Annotated in this window: 19 protein-coding genes; 10 read left to right on the top strand and 9 right to left on the bottom strand. The window is 65.0% G+C overall.

Translation table 11 applies throughout. From position 1 onward, the window contains the following. Positions 1-219: 219 nt before the first annotated feature. From GTP41_RS15750 to GTP41_RS15730, 5 genes are read right to left on the bottom strand one after another with little or no spacing between them, the layout of a single operon-like run. On the bottom strand, positions 220-756 hold the full coding sequence (locus tag GTP41_RS15750; RefSeq protein ID WP_161026524.1) for a hypothetical protein: 537 nt from the start codon (positions 754-756) through the stop codon (positions 220-222). Continuing rightward, entirely contained in the window at positions 756-3,065 is a 2,310-nt protein-coding gene (locus tag GTP41_RS15745; protein WP_161026523.1) for a UvrD-helicase domain-containing protein, read from the bottom strand. The genes GTP41_RS15750 and GTP41_RS15745 overlap by 1 nt, the downstream gene beginning before the upstream one ends. Before the next feature lie 44 nt (positions 3,066-3,109). Continuing rightward, positions 3,110-3,886, bottom strand: a complete 777-nt coding sequence (locus GTP41_RS15740) for a BPSS1780 family membrane protein (RefSeq protein ID WP_161026522.1) — start codon at positions 3,884-3,886, stop codon at positions 3,110-3,112. Next, positions 3,886-4,842: a homoserine kinase gene (locus GTP41_RS15735; protein WP_161026521.1), complete on the bottom strand. Its 957-nt coding sequence runs from the start codon at positions 4,840-4,842 to the stop codon at positions 3,886-3,888. The genes GTP41_RS15740 and GTP41_RS15735 overlap by 1 nt, the downstream gene beginning before the upstream one ends. Before the next feature lie 35 nt (positions 4,843-4,877). After that, complete coding sequence (locus GTP41_RS15730) at positions 4,878-5,276, bottom strand: hypothetical protein (protein ID WP_161026520.1); 399 nt, start codon at positions 5,274-5,276, stop codon at positions 4,878-4,880. A gap of 130 nt (positions 5,277-5,406) precedes the next feature. Here GTP41_RS15730 and polA point away from each other — a divergent pair, with 130 nt between their 5' ends. From polA to GTP41_RS15695, 7 genes are all read left to right on the top strand, one after another. Beyond that, positions 5,407-8,169 carry a DNA polymerase I gene (gene polA / locus GTP41_RS15725; protein ID WP_161026519.1) on the top strand — a complete coding sequence of 921 codons (2,763 nt, stop codon included), beginning with the start codon at positions 5,407-5,409 and terminating at the stop codon, positions 8,167-8,169. Positions 8,170-8,242: 73 nt separating this feature from the next. Then, positions 8,243-9,094, top strand: coding sequence for a dienelactone hydrolase family protein (locus tag GTP41_RS15720; protein WP_161026518.1), 852 nt, complete (start codon positions 8,243-8,245; stop codon positions 9,092-9,094). Between the two features lie 147 nt (positions 9,095-9,241). Then, positions 9,242-9,955, top strand: coding sequence for a ZIP family metal transporter (locus tag GTP41_RS15715; protein ID WP_161026517.1), 714 nt, complete (start codon positions 9,242-9,244; stop codon positions 9,953-9,955). A gap of 53 nt (positions 9,956-10,008) precedes the next feature. Next, positions 10,009-10,611: a type VI secretion system-associated FHA domain protein TagH gene (gene tagH / locus GTP41_RS15710; protein WP_161026516.1), complete on the top strand. Its 603-nt coding sequence runs from the start codon at positions 10,009-10,011 to the stop codon at positions 10,609-10,611. A gap of 3 nt (positions 10,612-10,614) precedes the next feature. Continuing rightward, positions 10,615-11,385 (top strand): PP2C family protein-serine/threonine phosphatase, encoded by a 771-nt coding sequence (locus GTP41_RS15705; RefSeq protein ID WP_161026515.1) that lies wholly within the window; start codon positions 10,615-10,617, stop codon positions 11,383-11,385. After that, positions 11,382-13,067 carry a serine/threonine-protein kinase gene (locus GTP41_RS15700; RefSeq protein WP_161026514.1) on the top strand — a complete coding sequence of 562 codons (1,686 nt, stop codon included), beginning with the start codon at positions 11,382-11,384 and terminating at the stop codon, positions 13,065-13,067. Before GTP41_RS15705 ends, GTP41_RS15700 begins: the two co-directional genes overlap by 4 nt. Next, entirely contained in the window at positions 13,067-13,546 is a 480-nt protein-coding gene (locus tag GTP41_RS15695; RefSeq protein WP_161026513.1) for a TssQ family T6SS-associated lipoprotein, read from the top strand. The genes GTP41_RS15700 and GTP41_RS15695 overlap by 1 nt, the downstream gene beginning before the upstream one ends. A 2-nt stretch (positions 13,547-13,548) precedes the next feature. On the opposite strand, the gene GTP41_RS15690 is transcribed toward GTP41_RS15695, so the two are convergent. Further along, entirely contained in the window at positions 13,549-13,734 is a 186-nt protein-coding gene (locus GTP41_RS15690) for a hypothetical protein (protein WP_161026512.1), read from the bottom strand. Positions 13,735-13,899: 165 nt separating this feature from the next. On the opposite strand from GTP41_RS15690, the gene GTP41_RS15685 reads away from it, so the two are divergent. Further along, entirely contained in the window at positions 13,900-14,658 is a 759-nt protein-coding gene (locus tag GTP41_RS15685; protein ID WP_161026511.1) for a UCP032817 domain-containing protein, read from the top strand. A 17-nt stretch (positions 14,659-14,675) separates the two neighbouring features. Here GTP41_RS15685 and GTP41_RS15680 read toward each other — a convergent pair whose 3' ends face one another. From GTP41_RS15680 to GTP41_RS15670, 3 genes are read right to left on the bottom strand one after another with little or no spacing between them, the layout of a single operon-like run. Further along, complete coding sequence (locus GTP41_RS15680) at positions 14,676-15,530, bottom strand: sulfurtransferase (RefSeq protein ID WP_161026510.1); 855 nt, start codon at positions 15,528-15,530, stop codon at positions 14,676-14,678. A gap of 8 nt (positions 15,531-15,538) precedes the next feature. Then, positions 15,539-16,453, bottom strand: coding sequence for a DMT family transporter (locus GTP41_RS15675; RefSeq protein ID WP_161026509.1), 915 nt, complete (start codon positions 16,451-16,453; stop codon positions 15,539-15,541). Continuing rightward, positions 16,454-17,554 (bottom strand): aromatic ring-hydroxylating oxygenase subunit alpha, encoded by a 1,101-nt coding sequence (locus GTP41_RS15670; protein ID WP_161026508.1) that lies wholly within the window; start codon positions 17,552-17,554, stop codon positions 16,454-16,456. Between the two features lie 270 nt (positions 17,555-17,824). Between GTP41_RS15670 and GTP41_RS15665 the strand changes: the two genes are divergently transcribed. Then, positions 17,825-18,064 carry an exodeoxyribonuclease VII small subunit gene (locus GTP41_RS15665; protein ID WP_161026507.1) on the top strand — a complete coding sequence of 80 codons (240 nt, stop codon included), beginning with the start codon at positions 17,825-17,827 and terminating at the stop codon, positions 18,062-18,064. Beyond that, entirely contained in the window at positions 18,061-18,951 is an 891-nt protein-coding gene (locus GTP41_RS15660; protein WP_161026506.1) for a polyprenyl synthetase family protein, read from the top strand. Before GTP41_RS15665 ends, GTP41_RS15660 begins: the two co-directional genes overlap by 4 nt. Position 18,952: the final 1 nt, after the last annotated feature.

Genomic DNA, 18,952 nt, shown 5'->3' with positions numbered 1-18,952 from the left:
CCAGCTTTGGCAGGTGTGCGATAAACGATGGCCGTTAGACGTGAAGCAACCGAATCTGCGATTGCGGAATGACGTCGCCCTCGAAGGGGGCGTTCCGGGCAAGCGGTCATTTCAAACCTGAAGGCCTATCTCGCGAACAGCAAGGGCTTTTTTTGTAATCAGGGGAGCGCCGATTTTCCGCTGAATGGAAGAAGGGGAGGTCATTGGGAGATTGCACTGCTACCCGAGGGCATCTTGCAACAACCGCAGGGCAGGGTAGTCGGCCAATTGCGGGTAGCGGCGGCGGTAGTAGCAACTCCAGTAGCTGATGGCGCGGCGATGGGTGGTGGCGAGGAATTGCGGGTTGTTGGCGGCAAAGTGCCGCCAGGCTGGTAGCACCTCCGGGGCGAGGCCGGCTTCGATGGCCAGCACGATTTCGACCACGTATTCGCCGAGCATGGCGAACAGGAAGGGGATGACCCATTCGCTACGCTCATGCAGCAGGGCGCGCACGCATCGTTCACGCAGGTATCCATCGTGGTGGCGTGTGCCGAGGCAGTTGCGGATGGTATCGTCGAGTGGGTCGCCGCCGCTTGCAGGCAGCTCGCTGCGGTAGTAGAGACGGCTGGGCAGGATGAGTTCTTCGCCGTTGACGTAGACGCGGGGGCCGAGAGGGTGAGGTTTATGTTGCTCGCCGTGCGCCAATTCCTGCGCGATACTCGCCACGTGTTCGGAAAGCGCGGCCGGAAACGCGAGGATTTCCGGCCGCGTTGCCATCAGACGCGTTCCAGCTTGGCGACCGAGAGGTCGAGCACCTTGATGCCGGATTTGCCGAAGTTGATTTGCGCACGGCAGTTGGCGCCGCTGCCTTCGATGTTGATGATGACGCCTTCGCCGAACTTGGCGTGGGCCACCGATTCACCAATGCGCCAGCCGAGCGAGGCGCCGGAGGCTTGGTTGATGCGTGCGGCCAGGCGGTTGTCGGCGCTTGGCACGGACGGCATTTCATCCCACGCCGATTTGCGCGAGCCGGTGCTGAACCAGTTGCCTTGCTGGACGCGCGCGGTCAGCCACTTGAGCGACTCCTCCGGCAGTTCGTCGAAGAAGCGCGACTTCATGTTGTAGCGGGTCTGGCCGTGCAGCATGCGCGTCTGGCAGAACGACATGTACAGGCGCTTGCGGGCGCGCGTGATCGCCACGTACATCAGGCGCCGTTCCTCTTCCACGCCGCCGTCCTCTTTCGAGCTGCTCTCGTGCGGGAACAGGCCTTCTTCCAGGCCGGTGATGAAGACGTTGTCGAATTCCAGGCCCTTGGCCGAGTGCACCGTCATCAGCTGCAACGCGTCCTGGCCTTCCTGCGCCTGGTTGTCGCCGGCTTCCAGCGAGGCGTGCGAGAGGAAGGCGGAGAGCGGCGACATCACGCTGGCCAGCGGGGCGTCGGCGTCGATGATTTCCACGCCGTCGGCCACCACCACCTGCGCGCCGGCAGTGGCGGAAGCCTGCGGGCCGAGGTGGGCGGGCGCGCCCTGGCCGAAGCCTTCTTCCGACACGAACTGCGTCGCGGCGCTGACCATCTGCTCCAAGTTCTCGACGCGGTCGGCGCCTTCTTTTTCGTTCTGGTAGTGCTGCAGCAGGCCGGAGGAGTCGAGCGTGATGCGCACCAGCTCCGGCAGCGCCAGTTGCTGGGTTTCGAAACGCACGCCTTCAATCAGCTTGGTGAAGCCGGCCAGTGCGCTGCCGGCTTTGCCGACCATGTAGGGCACCGCCGCGTACAGCGAGCAGTTATACGCTGCCGCCGCGTTCTGCAATTGCTCGATCGAGCGCGCGCCGATGCCGCGTGCCGGGAAGTTCACCACGCGCAGGAAAGCGGAATCATTGTGCGGGTTGTCCATCAACTGCAGGTAGGCGATGGCGTGCTTGACCTCGGCGCGCTGGAAGTAGCGCAGGCCGCCGTACACGTGGTACGGCATGCCGGCCGAGAACAGCGCGTGTTCGATCACGCGCGACTGCGCGTTGGAGCGGTACAGGATGGCGATCTCGCGGCGCGTGGCGCCTTCCGCGATGCGCGCCTTGGCTTCCTCGATGATCCACTGCGCTTCCTGCAAGTCCGAGCTGGCTTCGTACACGCGCACCGGCTCGCCGTGGCCGGCGTCGGTGCGCAGGTTCTTGCCCAGGCGGCGGCTGTTGTTCGAGATCAGCAGGTTGGCCGCATCCAGGATGTGGCCGTGCGAGCGGTAGTTCTGTTCCAGCTTGATCAGGTTCTGTACCCGGAACTCGCTCTCGAACGCCTGCATATTGCCGACGTTGGCGCCGCGGAAGGCGTAGATGCTCTGGTCATCGTCGCCCACCGCGAACAGGGCGCCGCCGAACGGCGAGCCGTGGCCGGCCATCAGTTTCAGCCAGGCGTATTGCAGGTTGTTGGTATCCTGGAACTCGTCCACCAGGATGTGGCGGAAGCGTTGCTGGTAGTGCTGGCGCAGCGGTTCGTTGCGCGACAACAGTTCATAGGTGCGCAGCAGCAGCTCGGCGAAATCCACCACGCCTTCGCGCTGGCACTGGTCGTCGTACAGCTGGTACAGCTCGACCAGCTTGCGCTCCAGCGCGTCATAGGCCTCCACCTGCGAGGCGCGCAAACCCTGGTCCTTGTTGTTGTTGATGAAGTACATCACCTGCTTCGGCGGGAACTTCTCGTCATCGATATTGTTCGCCTTCAGCAGGCGCTTGATCATCGACAGCTGGTCCTGCGAATCGAGGATCTGGAAAGTCTGCGGCAGGGCCGCATCCTTGTAATGGGTGCGCAGCAGGCGGTTACACAGGCCGTGGAAGGTGCCGACCCACATGCCGCGCGTATTGATCGGCATCATCGCACCCAGGCGCGCCAGCATTTCCTTCGCCGCTTTGTTGGTGAAGGTCACTGCCAGCACGCCGGCCGGCGACACTTGCCCGGTCTGGATCAGCCACGCGATGCGGGTGGTCAGCACGCGCGTTTTGCCCGATCCGGCGCCGGCCAGGATCAGGGCGTTTTGCGGTGGCAGGGTGACTGCTGCGAGTTGTTCGGGATTGAGGTTGTGGAGGAGATTCTGCATCCCGCCATTATACCCGGCGGGCCGTCCGGGGCGCGGCCTGCAGCTTAGCCGGCGTTGTCAGCGCTGGGGCTGGCCGGGCTGCCCGGGGCGCCGAAAATGCCGCAATACGCGGCGTACACCGCGCACTGGAAGATCATGGCGATGATCATCCACAGCGACTGCACCAGCGCCATGCCGAACAAGCCGCCGCCGGCCAGCAGCAGCACCACCTTGGTGGTCAGCATAATGATCAGCACCCAGCAGGCGAAGAACAGGATAAAGGTGCGCAGGGCGCGCCAGACGGCGAAGAAGCTGTAGAACAGGGACTTGCCCACGCCCATCTTCTGCCAGTAGATCAGTGGCGCCGCAAACAGCATTGCCATGCTGAGCGGCAGGGATAGCAGGAACACCACCAGCATGGCCCAGCCAAAGTTGCCCGCCGCCGCCGCTTCCGGCGTCAGTTTTTGCTCGGCCAGCGCGCGGATGGTGTCGCTGCCGACGATGGACACCATGACCACGGCCAGCAGCGCCGCCGCCAGCACGAACAGGGAGCCCAGGCCGGCCAGGCGTGGGAAGATCGGTTTCTGGAAGATCGGACGCAGCATGTCCGGCGTCAGGCGCTGGTTGCCGTCGATTGCGGCGCAGGCCTGGACGAAGACCGCCGTGAAGACCGGGGCCAGGATGAACTGCGCCAGTTGCCCCAGCAGGGGAATGATGCTGAGCAGGGCGGCAACCACCATAAAGGCCAGCATCAGCAGCATCAGCCCGCCCGGCTGTTTGCGGAACAGGCCGAAGCCTTGGCGGATCCAGGCCAGGCCAGCGCTGGCAGTCAACTTACTCATTAGTACAGCTCCGGTGCCGGGACGGCAATGCGCTCACGCAGGATGCGCTCAAAGTGGGTCGGGTCGTGCGGCGTCAGCATCTGCGCCGCGCGCGGCAGGTAAAAATCGTACAGGCGACTGATCCAGAAGCGCAGCGCGCCGGATCGCAGCAGGGCCGGCCACAGGGCGTGCTCGGTGGCCGTGAACGGGCGCACGGCGTGGTAGGCGTTCAGCATGGCGCGCGCGCGCGCCGTGTCGATGCGGCCGCTGGCCAGGTCGATGCACCAGTCGTTGATGGTCACGGCCACGTCGAACAGCCAGGTGTCGCAGCCAGCGAAATAGAAGTCGAAGAAGCCGGTCAGGCGCTCGCCGTCGAACATCACATTGTCGCGGAACAGGTCGGCGTGCACCGGCCCGCGTTGCAGCGCGTGGTAATCGGCGGAAGCATGCAGCGCTTCCTGGAATTTCATTTCCTCGTGCAGCAGGTGGGCCTGGTCCAGCGCCAGGTAGGGCAGCACGGCGGCGGTGGCTTCGCGCCACCACGGCAGGCCGCGCAGGTTGGGTTGCTGCAGGGCGAAGTCCTGGCCGGCCAGGTGCATGCGCGCCAGCATTGCGCCGACGGCGGCGCAATGCACCGGCTGCGGCGCCATTTGCGGCTTGCCTTCCAGCTTGGCGACAATGGCGGCCGGCTTGCCGTGCAGCGGCACGCACAGCTCGCCTTTGTCGTTGGGCACCGGACCGGGGACCAGCACGCCGTGCTGGGCCAGGTGGCGCATCAACTGCAGGTAGAAGGGCAGCTGGGCGAACGTCAGGTTTTCAAAAATGGTGAGCACATATTCGCCGCGCTCGGTGCTGAGGAAAAAATTGCTGTTCTCGATGCCGGACGCGATACCTTTCAGCGCGACGGCCTTGCCAAGCGGGAATTGGGTGATCCAGTGGCCGACATCTTCCAGTGTGACCGGGGTAAAAACTGCCATGAGTTACCGTTTAAGTGTTCGTGTGGGGCGCGCGCTTATTTGGATGCTGGCGGAGGTGGCGGCGGGCCGTCTTCCTTGTCCGCTTCCTCGGCAGAGCGTTTCTTTTTCTTGCTGAGGATGTCGAACTCCAGCACGGTCCACTGCGGGCCACGGTTGGCCATGCCGGCGGCGTCGCCGGGCAGTGCGCTGCCAGCCGGGGTATTCGGCTTGACGGTGTACGTGCTCTTGCCGCTCTTGACCTTGGCTTCGGTCACGCGGCCACCTTCGCGCTTTTCAACGATCTTGGTTTCCGAGCTGGGCTTGGAGGTGACCGTTACAGGATTGTCAACTTCCTCGATTTTTTCCAGCTGCGGCGGCGGTGGCGCGGATTGCGCAAGGGCGCCGGTGGCCAGCAGGAGGAGGGGGAGGGCAAGCCAGGAAGTTGGGGCGCGCATGATGGGATTTCGCTAGTTTTATCGGTTTAACCATTGTATCAAAAGCCCCCCTGTCCCGTTGCAAAACTCTGCGATAATGGAATATTGCGCTTTACGCCACATCCGTTCTCGCCCCTATTTCGCCCTAATTATGCAAAAGACCCTGTTGCTGGTTGATGGTTCCAGCTACCTGTACCGCGCCTTCCACGCCTTGCCCGACCTGCGCAGCGCGGAAGGTTATCCGACCGGCGCCATGCACGGCATGGTCAATATGCTGCGCCGCCTGCGCGCCGACTATCCCGCCGCCTACATTGCCTGCGTCTTCGACGCCAAGGGCAAGACCTTCCGCGACGATATGTATCCGGACTATAAGGCGACGCGCGCGCCGATGCCGGACGACCTGCGCCTGCAGATCGAGCCGATCCACGAGGCGGTGCGCGCCATGGGCTGGCCGATCCTGATGGTGGAGGGCGTGGAGGCGGACGACGTGATCGGCACCCTGTCGGTGCAGGCCGAGCAGGCCGGCATGGACGTGGTGATTTCCACCGGCGACAAGGACCTGGCGCAGCTGGTCACGCCGCACGTCACCCTGATCAACACCATGACCAATGAGAAGCTGGACGAGGCGGGCGTGCTGGCCAAGTTCGGCGTGCCGCCGAACCGCATCATCGACTACCTGACCTTGATCGGCGACACCGTCGACAACGTGCCGGGCGTGACCAAGTGCGGCCCGAAGACCGCGCTCAAATGGCTGCAGGAATACGGCAGCCTGGAAGGCATCATGCAGAACGCCGACAAGATCGGCGGCGTGGTGGGCGGCAACCTGCGCGCGGCGCTGGAATGGCTGCCGAAAGGCCGCGAGCTGATCACCGTCAAATGCGACTGCGACCTGTCGGCCCACATGATGTCGATTTCCCAATCGCTGGGCGCCAAGGATGAAGACCGCGAATTGCTGCTGGCCTTCTTTACCAAGTACGGCTTCAAGACCCTGCTGCGCGAGTTGTCCGGCCTGACCCCGGCCGCCCCGGCGCCGGGCAGCGCCGCTGCGTCGGCCGCCGCCGCGCCGGCGCCGGGCGCCACCGCCGACCTGTTCGCCGCGCCGCCAGCCACCATCAGCTACGAAACCGTGCTGACCGAAGAGCAGCTGGAAGCCTGGCTGGCGCGCATCGACGCTGCCGAACTGACCGCGCTCGATACCGAAACCACGTCGCTGGAACCGATGCTGGCCGAGATGGTCGGCATCTCCCTGTCCACCGAGCCGGGCATCGCCTGCTACATTCCGATGGCGCACCGCTACCCGGACGCGCCCAAGCAGCTGCAGCGCGACTGGGTGCTGTCGAAGCTGAAGCCGTGGCTGGAAGACGGCAGCAAGCCGAAGCTGGGCCAGAACCTGAAATACGACGCGCACATCTTCGCCAACCACGGCGTGACCCTGCGCGGCGTGGTGCACGACACCCTGCTGCAATCGTACGTGTTCGAGTCGCACCGCACGCACGATATGGACAGCCTGGCCATGCGCCACCTGAACCACAAGACCATCGCCTTTGAGGAAGTGTGCGGCAAGGGCGCCAGCCAGATCGGCTTCGACCAGGTCGAAATCGGCCGCGCCACCGAGTACGCGGCGGAAGACGCCGACATCACCCTGCGCCTGCACCTGGCGATGCACGGCCAGGTCACGGGCGACGAAGGCCTGACCCATATCTACAGCAAGATCGAACTGCCGACCGCCGTGGTGCTGCAGAAAATTGAGCGCAACGGCGTGCTGATCGATGCCGGCCTGCTGGCCACGCAATCGAATGAGCTGGGTGCGCGCATCCTGCAGCTGGAACAGAAAGCCTACGAGCTGGCCGGCCAGCCGTTCAATCTGGGCTCGCCCAAGCAGATCGGCGAAATCTTCTTCACCAAGCTGGAACTGCCGATCGTGAAGAAGACCCCGAGCGGCGCGCCGTCCACCGACGAGGAAGTGCTGCAAAAGCTGGCCGAGGATTACCCGCTGCCGAAAGTGCTGCTGGAGTTCCGCAGCCTGTCCAAGCTCAAGTCGACCTACACCGACAAGCTGCCCAAGATGATCAACCAGGCCACCGGCCGCGTGCACACCAACTATGCGCAGGCGGTGGCGATCACCGGCCGCCTGGCCTCGAACGACCCGAACCTGCAGAACATCCCGGTGCGCACCGCCGAAGGGCGCCGCATCCGCGAAGCCTTCATCGCGCCGCCCGGCTCGCACATCGTGTCGGCCGACTACTCGCAGATCGAGCTGCGCATCATGGCGCATATCTCGGGCGACGAAGCGATGCTGAAAGCTTTCGCGGAAGGCGAGGACATCCACCGCGCCACCGCCGCCGAAATCTTCGGCGTGGCCCCGGCCGAGGTGCAATCGGAGCAGCGCCGCTATGCCAAGGTGATCAACTTCGGCCTGATCTACGGCATGAGCGCCTTCGGCCTGGCCGCCAACCTGGGCATCGACCGCAGCGCCGCGCAGAACTACATCGACCGCTACTTCGCCCGCTTCTCCGGCGTCAAGCGCTATATGGACGAAACCCGTGCCGAAGCGAAAGCGCGCGGCTACGTGCAGACCGTGTTCGGCCGCCGCCTGTGGCTGCCCGAGATCAATTCGCCGAACGGCCCGCGCCGCCAGGGCGCCGAGCGGGCCGCGATCAACGCCCCGATGCAGGGCACGGCGGCGGACCTGATCAAGCTGGCCATGATCGCGGTGCAGGACTGGCTGGAACGCGAAGGCCTGCAATCGAAAATGATCATGCAGGTGCACGACGAACTGGTGCTGGAAGTGCCGGACGCCGAGCTGGCCCTGGTGCAAGAGATGCTGCCCAAACTGATGGCCGGGGTGGCAGAGCTGAAGGTGCCGCTGGTGGCCGAAGTCGGTGTCGGCTGCAATTGGGAAGAAGCGCACTAAACGCCAAAATTTGTCATGACTGACAATTTTTGGCAGTGCGCCGGCGACAAACCTTGTCAACAAAGGAGCATGCATGAAGGAATTGCAGCAAACCGGCCTTGAGCGCCGCGATTTCATCAAAACCGCCATCGGCACCGGCTTTGCCGCCGCCGTCATGCCGGTGGAGGCGCAGACCCTGGTCAGCACCGACACGGCCGGCCTGGTCGCCGGCACCATCCACATCCAAGTTGATGGCCAGACGGTGCCCGTGTACCGCGCCCAGCCTGAAGGCAAGGCCAAACCGCCCGTCATTCTGCTAGTTTCCGAAATTTTCGGCGTGCACGAGCACATCGCCGACGTCGCCCGCCGCTTCGCCAAAGCCGGCTACCTGGCGCTGGCGCCCGACCTGTTCGTGCGCCAGGGCGACCCGGCGCGCGAGCCCTCGGTCGCCGAGCTGATGAAAAACATCATCAGCCGCACGCCCGACGCCCAGGTCATGGCCGACCTTGACGCCGTGGTTGAGTGGGCGCGCACTTACGGCGCCGACACCAGCCGCCTGGGCATCACCGGCTTCTGCTACGGCGGCCGCATCACCTGGCTGTACAGCGCCCACAACCCGAAGGTCAAAGCCGGCGTCGCCTGGTACGGCCGCCTGGCGGGCGAGCCCACCGCGAACTGGCCCAAGCTGCCGGTCGACGTCGCCGCCAGCCTGAAAGCCCCCGTGCTCGGCCTGTACGGCGGCAAAGACCAGGGTATCCCGCTCGAAACGGTGGAACAGATGCGCGCCGCCCTGGCGCGAGCCGGCAACAGCACCTCGCAGATCCACGTCTACCCCGACGCCCCGCACGGCTTCTACGCCGATTACCGCGCCAGCTACCGCCCCGACGTCGCCCAGGACGCCTGGCAACGCGCGCTGGCCTGGTTCAAAGCCGCCGGCGTCGCCTGAGCACCCCGGATGTAGAAGTTAGCAAGAATTCCCGCCGGGCGGTAAAATGCCCGGTTTGCACGCAAAGGAAGTACCATCGATCCCGTCCTGACCTCCATCCTGCTGGCCACCACGATTGCCGGCGTTGCCTCTATTACAGCAGCGGCGGTGTTTTCGTTCGCCTTGCTGTCCAAGGTGGTGGAGAAAATGGTCAGCTTGTCGGTCGGTATCATGCTGTCCACCTCCTTGCTGCACGCGCTGCCGGAAGCGTTCGAGTCAGGCACCGATCCGCGCCACCTGTTCGCGGCGCTGCTGGCGGGTTTGCTGGCCTTCTTCCTGCTTGAGAAATTGGCCATTTTGCGCCATTCGCACCACCACGAGCATGACGGCCACCACCACCACCACGGGCACGACAAGGCCGAGGCGGGCCGCGCCGGCTGGATGATCCTGCTGGGCGACGGCATGCATAACTTCACCGACGGCATCCTGATCGCGGCGGCTTTCCTGGCCGACCCGCAGCTGGGCATCGTTACCGGGGTGGCTATCATCGCCCACGAAATCCCGCAGGAGATCGGCGATTTCATCGTGCTGCTGAACGCCGGCTTCTCGCGCACCCGTGCCTATGTCTACAACTTGCTGTGCAGCTTGCTGGCGGTGGCGGGCGGCCTGCTCGGCTATTTCACCCTGGACAAGGCGACCAACCTGATCCCTTACGTGCTGGTGTTCGCGTCCTCCGGCTTCATTTACATCGCGGTCAGTGATTTGATGCCACAAATGCAACGCCGCGCCACCATGCGCGAAACCATCCCGCAGGTGCTGTTGATCGCGTTGGGTGTTGCGATTGTGCTATTCCTGACCGCCGCCGCGCACGATACACATTAAGTAGTTTCCGTCTGGCATCATTTTTGCTACGCTTAGGGGTATAGGAGACCCCGATGCTCGACACTTCGACCGAACACCACACCGCCGATACCCTGATGGCCGCCTTCCAGCGCGGCGCCGGCGTGCAACCGAACTGGCAACTGACGCCGGAATTCATGGAAATGCTGGGCAAACTGGTGGCGACCTCCATCGGCGGCGCCCACAGCCTGCTGGAGGCGCGCGCCGAACTCAAGCGCGATATCCATGCCGATGCCACCGTGGTGGTGGTGCGCAACAACAATCCCCTCAAATTCCTGCCCGACGGCCAGTCGGCCCTGACCCAGATGCTGCGCAAGAAAATGCCCGGCTTCATGGGCCCGGTCGAGGCGCTGGAGGATGCCTTCGCCGACCTGTCGGCGCACCAGCAATGCGTGATGGCCGGCATGGAGGGCGCGGTGGCGGAGGCGCTCGGACGCGTTGCGCCGGAAGCGATTGCGGCGCGCCAGCGCAGCGGCCTGCTGGGCGCTGCCGTGCCGGCGCTGCGCAAGGCGGCGCTATGGGACCGTTACTGCGCCAAGCACGCGGCCCTGGCCGAGGCGACCGCCGCCGATTTCCACGCGGTGCTGGGCGATGCGTTTTTAGGTGCTTACGAGCGCCGCTTGGATGAAATGGAGTAAATCATGGCGGACCTGTTCCAGCGCCTGGCGCTAAACGTGGCGGAGGTCAGCTCTGTCGGCGGCCGTTCTTCCAATCAGGATGCGATCGGCCGCGCCGAACGCGGCGAGTTGGCCTGTTTCGTCGTGTCGGACGGCGCTGGCGGGCATGAAGGCGGTGAGGTGGCGGCGCGCACGGTGGTGCAGTCGGTGCTCTCCAACTTCAGCGAGAAGCCGGGCTTCAGCGCCGACGCCACGCCGGCCATGGTGGCGGAAGCGGCCATCGCGGTGGCGCGCAGCAAGAAGCAGCGCCCGGCCCTGCAGGGCATGAGCGCCACCGTGGCGCTGGCGCTGGTGGACCGCGCCGGCGGCCAGGCGACGTGGGCGCATATGGGCGACACGCGCATCTACCTGTTCCGCAATGGCCGCCTGCTGCAGGCCACGCGCGACCACAGCATGGTGCAGCAGATGATCGATGCCGGCCTGGCGGCGGGCGCCGATCCGCGTAGCCATCCCAAGCGCAACGTGCTGTACGCGGCCATCGGCACCGACAATGAGGTATTGCCTGCGGTGCAGCCGCCGCTGGCGCTGCAGGCGGGCGATGCGATCCTGATCTGCACCGACGGCCTGTGGGAGTGGGTGGCGGAGCCGCAAATGGAAATGCTGCTGGCGCAGTCGGGCAGTGCGCAGCAGTGGCTGGACGCAATCTGCGCCGTGGCCGACGAGCGTTCCGGCCTGGTGCACAAGGCGCGCGACAATTTCTCGGCGCAGGCCATCTTTATCGGCGAGGCGCCATGAACAAGCCGGCCGAATTACCGAACTGCCTGCCCATCGGCACGCGCCTGGGCGAGTTCGAGATCCGCGAGGTGATCGGGGAGGGCGGCTTCGGCATCGTCTACCTCGCCTTCGACCATTCGCTGCAGCGCACGGTGGCGGTGAAGGAATACATGCCGGCGGCGCTGGCGGCGCGTGCCTCCGACCATACGGTGTCGGTGCGTTCCAAGCGCCACGCGGAGGCCTTCGGCGCGGGCCTGCGCAGCTTTATCAATGAGGCGCGACTGCTGGCGCAGTTCGACCATCCGGCGCTGGTGAAGGTGTACCGCTTTTGGGAGGCGCATGGCACGGCGTATATGGCCATGCGCTATTACGAGGGGCGCACCTTCAAGGCGGTGTGCCGCGATAATCCGGAGCTGGTAAACGAGGCTTGGCTGAAGCGCCTGCTGCAGCCGGTGCTGGGGGCGCTGGAGGCGCTGTATGCGGCCAATATCCTGCATCGCGACGTCTCGCCCGAGAACATCATGATCCAGCCCGACGGCCAGCCGGTGCTGCTCGATTTCGGCGCGGCGCGCCAGATCGTGCAGGACATGGCGCAGTCGCTGACCGTGATCCTGAAGCCCGGCTTTGCGCCGGTGGAGCAATACGCGGACGACGAGTCGATGCGGCAGGGCCCCTGGACCGATATCTATTCCTTGTCGGCGGTGATGTATGCGGCCATTACGGGCAAGGCGCCGCCGGCTGCGGTGGCGCGCATGCTGAACGATCCGATCGAGCCGCTGGCGATCGCAGGGCGTGCCGGCTACAGCAACCAGTTCCTGGATGCGATTGATCGCGGCATGGCGGTGCGGCCGGAAGTGCGTCCGCAATCGATCGCGGAGTTCGCGGCGCTGCTTGGCCTGCAGGATGCGCCGGCTAGCCAGGCGCCGTCTGCCAGCCGCGCGCCGGCGGGCAATGCCGCGCCAACTGCCGCACCGCAGGCCGCTGCCGCGCCAGCCGGCGAGCAGAAGGCGCGCGACGCTGCTCATGTGCCGGCGGCTGTTCCCGCGGCGGCCACCGAAGCCGCTGCGCCCGCCAGGCGTCCGAGCCGCAGCAAGCCGGCCTCGGACAGCGGCAAACCGGGGGCAAAACCGGTCGCCAAGCCAGGGCAGAGCAGCGCCAAGGCCGCGCCGCCGTCCCGTCCTGCCGGCGCAGGCAGCAACAAAATGATCGGCGCCGGCGTCGCCGCGCTGCTGCTGGTCGTCGCGGGCGCCTTCTGGTTCGCCGATGGCAGCCCGGTCACCCCGGTCACCCCGGCCGTGGCGGAATCGGCCGGCGTGGAGGATAGCCCGGCCAGCCAGTCCGCCAATGAAGCTTCGGTGGCAGCCGCCATCGCCGCGGGCGCCAGCGCCGCCGCGAGCGAAGCGCTGGCCACGCCGGTCAACGCCAACCCGGTCGCCAGTGCCGCCGCCGGCGCGGTCCCGGACGCCGCCGCCCAGGAAGCACCCGCCGCCCCGACCAGCGGCAACCTCACCATCGCCGTTCAGCCCTGGGCTACAATCTATGTGGACGGCGTACAGAAGGGCATCACACCGCCCCTGAAAAAAATCACGCTGCCCCTGGGCGAACATGAAGTCCGCCTGGAGAACCCCAACTTCCCACCCCATGTGCGAAAGATCACGATCGACGCCAGGAAGCCCGTGACGATCAAGCACGATTTCGGATAATGACAAACAAGATCTACCTGTTAGCCCCCCTCGTCCTGCTGCTGCTCGCCGGTTGCGAAACAATGAACCCGCAAGCGCAGCAAGAGGCGCCGGTAAGCGCAGCAGCGAAAGAGCCGGCGCCTGCCGCCGCCAAACCGGCAGCGGCACCGGTGCCGGTCGCCGCGCCGGAACTGCCGCCTGCGCGCAAGGCGCTGAACGCCGGCATCGACCTGTATAAGGCCGGTAATTTCAACGGCGCCATCAAGCTGTTGACGACGGCGCCGGAGCTGGCCAAGGCCGAAACGGCGGTGCAAGTCGAAGCGCTGAAGTACACGGCCTTCAGCTATTGCGTCACCAGCCGCAGCACGCTGTGCCGCCAGCATTTCGTCAAAGCCTTCAAGCTCGACAAATCATTTGACCTGAACCAGGGTGAGAAGGGCCACCCGCTGTGGACGCCTTCGTTCGAGCGCGCCCGCAAAGAGGCCGGCATCAGGAAGTAGGCTTAGTGGACCAGACGCAGCGTCGGCGTGTGGCGCAGGAGCTTGGCGATCTCCTCGTCCCGGAAACCGTTCTTTTTCAGGAAAACCCAGGCGTGGATGCTGCCCACCTCGATATTGATGCGCATGGCAATCTGGATCACGTCCTGCGCAGCAAAATCCGCAGCCGCCAGCTCTGTTCTGTTCGTCATATAGTTGCCCTCGCGACAAAGCTCCTTATCCCAGAAGGGCTCTCAAGCTTATAGTCACACTTTCCCGACAAAATTTCCAACGGATTGGCGCTTGGTGCGGCAAGCGCGCCACGTTGTCATACACTTGTCACAATCTTTCTCTAGGCTGGGATCATGATCTGGACAATGCTGAATACATGGTACGCGCAACACCTGATGCAAAGTTCGCGCCACGGCAAGGCCCTAAAGGAACTGCCACCGAGCCTATACGATTACTGGAAAAGCAGCGCCCGCAACGAATACCACGGCATCCCGACGGATGCCGTTTTTTTTGCCCGCGCGGCGATCGGCCTGCTGGACTTCTTCGAGTGCGCCGCCCAGGGCAGCGAGCCCTGCGCCTTGCCTTCGAAGGCGGCTGATTCGGTGTGGCACGCCTGGCTGCGGCTCGCGCCGCTCAAGCTCGAGGTGTTCTGCCGCAAGCATTTTGGCCGCGTGGTGCCGCATGTGGAAGGCGCGGCCATGGGCGGGAGCCTGGACGATGCGCTGGCCGTGTGCCTGGTGCGGGCGCGCGAGGCGGCAGGGCTGGCGCCGGAAGGTCCGCGCCTGCCGTCGCTCTTCCTGCTCGACAAGAAGGTGAAAATGCCGTTCGGTTTCGGCTACAGCGTGCAGCATGGCCGGCCCGGCTACAGCCAGCTGGATGCGGCGGGCCGCTTCGACCCCGCCATCGCCTGCCCGCCGCAGCTGGCCGCTGCCGGCCTGCTGGGCGCCGGCCTGATCAGCGCCGTCCAGTATGCCGAATTCGAAGAGCGGGTGCGCCAGCAAGCCAATAGCAGCGGCAGCAGTTGCGGTTCCGGCTGCGGCAGCTCACTCGACTGCAGCAGTAGCTCCTCCAGCTGCGACAGCGGCAGTAGTTGCGGCAGCAGCTGCGGCGGAGGCGGCGACTAGGGCCGGGTGCCTGCCAGTCAGGCGGGGCCGGTGGCGATGGGGCGGGTGCGGTCGGCGCACCATTCGGACCAGGAGCCGGGATACAGGGCAGCGCCGCCCATGCCGGCCACTTCCAGGGCCAGCAGGTTGTGGCAGGCGGTGACGCCGGAGCCGCATTGCATCACGGCCTGGCCCGGCGCGCCGACGATGGGGGCCAGCTCCTGCTGGAGCGTGGCGGCATCTTTGAAACGGCCGTCGGCTTGCAGGTTGTCTTTGAAGAAGCGGTTGCGGGCGCCGGGAATGTGGCCGCCTACCGGGTCGATCGTTTCGTTCTCGCCGCGGAAGCGGTCGTTGGCGCGGGCGTCCACCACCTGGTAGCGGGCGCTGGCGAGGTTTTGCACGAGGTCGGCCACGTTCACGGTGCGCACCAGGGCCGGCTTTTCCGCGATGTCGCCGCGCGGGCGTGCGGCGACTGGGGTGACCAGGGGCTGGCCGGCGGCGCTCCAGGCGGCCAGGCCGCCGTCGAGCACTGCGACGGCATCATGGCCGATCCAGCGCAGCAGCCACCACAGGCGGGCGGCGTACATGCCGCCGTGGGCGTCGTAGGCGACGACTTGCGTGCCCTCGCTGATGCCCCAGGCGCGCAGGGTTTCCACCAGGCGCGCGCGCTCGGGCAGCGGGTGGCGGCCACGGAACACGCCATCGGCCCCGCTCTTGGGACCGGACAGGTCGCTGTCGATATTGGCGAATTGCGCGTTCTGTATGTGACCTTCGGCAAAGACGTGGCGGCCGAAATCCGGGTTCAGCAGGTCGTGGCGGCAGTCGAGGATGACCCAGTCCGGGTCGGTCAGGTGCTGTGCCAGGGTGGTGGCGTCGATCAGGGTGGTGTGCATGGGGCTCCTCAGACTTCGCTGGCAATCGGGTCGGTGTTGGCGATGGCCTTGCCGCGCTCCGTGTTGCGGGTATTGTAGAAGGTGGCGGCGACGCCGGACAGCACGATAATGCCCATGCCCAGCCAGCTCAGCCAGTCGAAACTATCGGCGAACAGCAGCACGCCCCAGGCGCTGGAGAACACTATGCCGCTGTACTGCAGGTTGGCCACCACCAGCGTCTTGCCGACGCGGTAGGCGCGCGTCATGGCGACCTGGGCGGCGGTGGCGCACAGGCCGGTGCCGAGCAGGAGCAGGGCGCCGTAGCCGCTGTCGAGCGGGGTCCAGTGCCAACCGGAGCCGGCCACGTGGCCGCCAAAGCCGGCCACGAAGTTCATGCCGGCGAAGTAGAACACCACGCGCGATTCCGGCTCGCGGGCCAGGCCCAGTTTGCGCACCTGCATATAGGCCATGGCGGTCAGTACGGAGGAGCCGAGCGCCACCAGGGCGGGCGTGAGCTGGTTGGCGTGGAAGGCCGGCTGCAGCAGGCAGGTGACGCCGACGAAGCTGAAGCCGATGGCCAGGATCAGCGGCCATTCGACGTGGTTCTTGCGGTGCCACCAGCCGTGGCCGAACAGCCAGAGTGCGATCCAGATCGGCGACAGGTAGTTCAGGGTCATGGCCGTGGCCAGGGGCAGGGCGGCGATGGTGTAGTACCACAGCCAGAGCGAGGCCACGCCGACCACGCAGCGCCACAGGTGGGCGAAGGGCATCGTGGTCTTGAATGATCCGCCTTGCAGGCGGATCATGGTGCCAAGGATCAGCAGGCCGATAATCCCGCGGTACATCACAATCTCTGAAGTGCTATAGAGGTCGGAGGCCAGCTTCACGCACACGCCCATGGCGGCGAACAGGAAACTGGCAAGTAGCATCCAGAGTGATTGCATTTAGACGTCCAGTTTGCTCCGGTACCATTCATGGAAGTGCTGCATGCCATCTTCCATCGGTGATTGATAAGGGCCGGCGTCGTTTTCGCCCCGCTCGAGCAGGATCTTGCGGCCGGCGTCCATGCGGGCGCCGATTTCATCGTCCTCGACGCAGGTTTCCATATAGGCTGCGCGCTCGGCTTCGATGAATTCGCGTTCGAACAGCACGATTTCCTCGGGATAGTAGAACTCCACCACGTTGCGGGTGCGGTTCGGCCCTTCCGGCCACAGGGTCGAGACCACCAGCACGTGCGGGTACCACTCGACCATGATGTTCGGGTACAGGGTGAGCCAGATGGCGCCGTGCTTGGGCGGCTCGCCGTTGCGGAACTTGAGCAGCTGCTCGTGCCACTTCTGGTAGGTGTCGGAGCCGGATTTCTTCAGGCCGCGGTTCACGCCCACGGTCTGCACGCTGTAGTCCTGGCCGAATTCCCAGCGCAGGTCGTCGCAGGTGACGAAGCTGCCCAGGCCCGGGTGGAAGGGCTCGACGTGGTAATCCTCCAGGTAGACCTCGATAAAGGTCTTCCAGTTGTAGTCGCACTGGTGCACTTCCACGTGGTCCAGCATATAGCCGGTGAAATCGAGGTCCTTGGTCACCGACAGGGTGCCCAGCTTCTCCATCACGTTGTAGCCGTTTTGCTCGAACAGCAGGCCGTTCCAGTTTTGCAACTGGACTTTGGGCAGGTTCAGGCACGGGGTGTCCGGGAAGTGCGGCGCGCCAATCAGCTCGCCCTTCAGGTCGTAGGTCCAGCGGTGCAGCGGGCAGACAATGGTCTCGGTATTGCCGCGGCCATTGAACATGAGCGCCTGGCGGTGACGGCAGACGTTGGACAACAGTTCAATGCCATTGGCGTTGCGCACCAGCATGCGGCCTTCCTTCTCGGCCGCCAGCGTGGCAAAGTCGCCAACGTTGGGCACCATCAGCTCATGGCCGACGTAGCGCGGTCCCTTCTTGAACAGTTCCTGCATTTCACGCTGCAGCAGCGTTTCGTCAAAATAGACGTGGACCGGAAGTTGCGCGTTGGAACGCGCCAGCTTGGCGTGGCTACCCAGATCGGACATCCAAACCCCCCTTAATTAAATATCAAACCAAGAAGAGAAAGATCCGCAAAGACCTGAATTCAGATAATAAAAACGGTATTTCGGACAGAACCAGAGATTATAGCGTGAAATGGACTATCTTCGCTGAACTCTCTTGGGCCGGTCGCGCGCCAGCGCCCGGCGGCGCGGGATGGCATGATTTGCAACGATTTTCGCCGCATTAGAGTGCCGTTTTTAGACCGGCAACAGGACTTTGCTCTAAAATAGCGGGCTATATTAAAGTTATATGCCATGCCAAAGAAAATGAATGCGCCCGCCACCTTCGAGGAAGCCATGGCCGAACTGGCCCAGCTGGTCACCCAGATGGAAGCCGGCCAGTTGCCGCTGGAAGCCTCGGTCGCTGCCTATGCGCGCGGCTCCGAATTGGTGAAGTTCTGCGCCGGCCAGCTGGACAAGGTTGAAGCCCAGGTCAAAGTGCTGGAAGGCGATATGCTCAAGCCTTTCGCCGAAGGCGAGGAGGCAGCCCAATGACCGCACCGTTCCAGGATTGGATGAAAACCGTCCAGGCCGGCATGGAGCAGGATTTGTCGTCCTACCTGCCGGCCGGGGACGTGGTGCCGGCCAAGCTGCACGCCGCCATGCGCTACGCCGTCCTCGATGGCGGCAAGCGCGTGCGCCCGCTGCTGGTGCATGCCGCCGGCGCGCTGACCGGCGCCGACGCGGCGGCCCTGAGCCGCGCCGCCGCCGCCTTGGAAATGATCCACGCCTATTCCCTGGTGCACGACGACATGCCTTGCATGGACGACGATGAACTGCGCCGCGGCAAACCCACCGTGCATGTGGCCTTCGATGAAGCGACCGCGCTGCTGGTGGGCGATGCGCTGCAAGCGCAGGCCTTCGGCGTGCTGGCCGGCGTCGATTCGGTGCCGCCGCAGCGCCTGGTGGGCATGCTGCGCCTGCTGGCCGATGCCGCCGGTTCGGCCGGCATGTGCGGCGGCCAGGCGATCGACCTGGATAGCGTGGGCCTGAGCCTGACGCTGGAACAGCTGGAGCGCATGCACCAGTTGAAGACCGGCGCGCTGCTGCGCGCCTCTGTCGTGCTGGGCGCGCTGGCGGGCAAGGAGTTGACGCAAGCCGAGCTGGCGGCGCTGCACGCGTACTCGCGCGCCATCGGCCTGGCCTTCCAGGTGGTGGACGATGTGCTGGACGCCACGGCCGATTCGGCCACCTTGGGCAAGACGGCGGGCAAGGATGCGGCGGATAACAAGCCCACCTATGTCTCCATCCTGGGCCTGGAACCGTCGATCGCCCTGGCGGAAAAACTGCGGCAGGATGCGCATGCTGCGCTGGCGCCGTTCGGAGAACAAGCTCTGCGCCTGCGTGAACTCGCGGACCTGATCGTGCAGAGGAAAGCTTAAA

Origin of the sequence: Pseudoduganella guangdongensis (genome assembly GCF_009857475.1) — a bacterium.
Taxonomy (GTDB): Bacteria; Pseudomonadota; Gammaproteobacteria; order Burkholderiales; family Burkholderiaceae_D; genus Rugamonas; species Rugamonas guangdongensis.
Note: the sequence above shows the minus strand (reverse complement) of the source record. Positions and strands in the feature narration are given on the sequence as shown.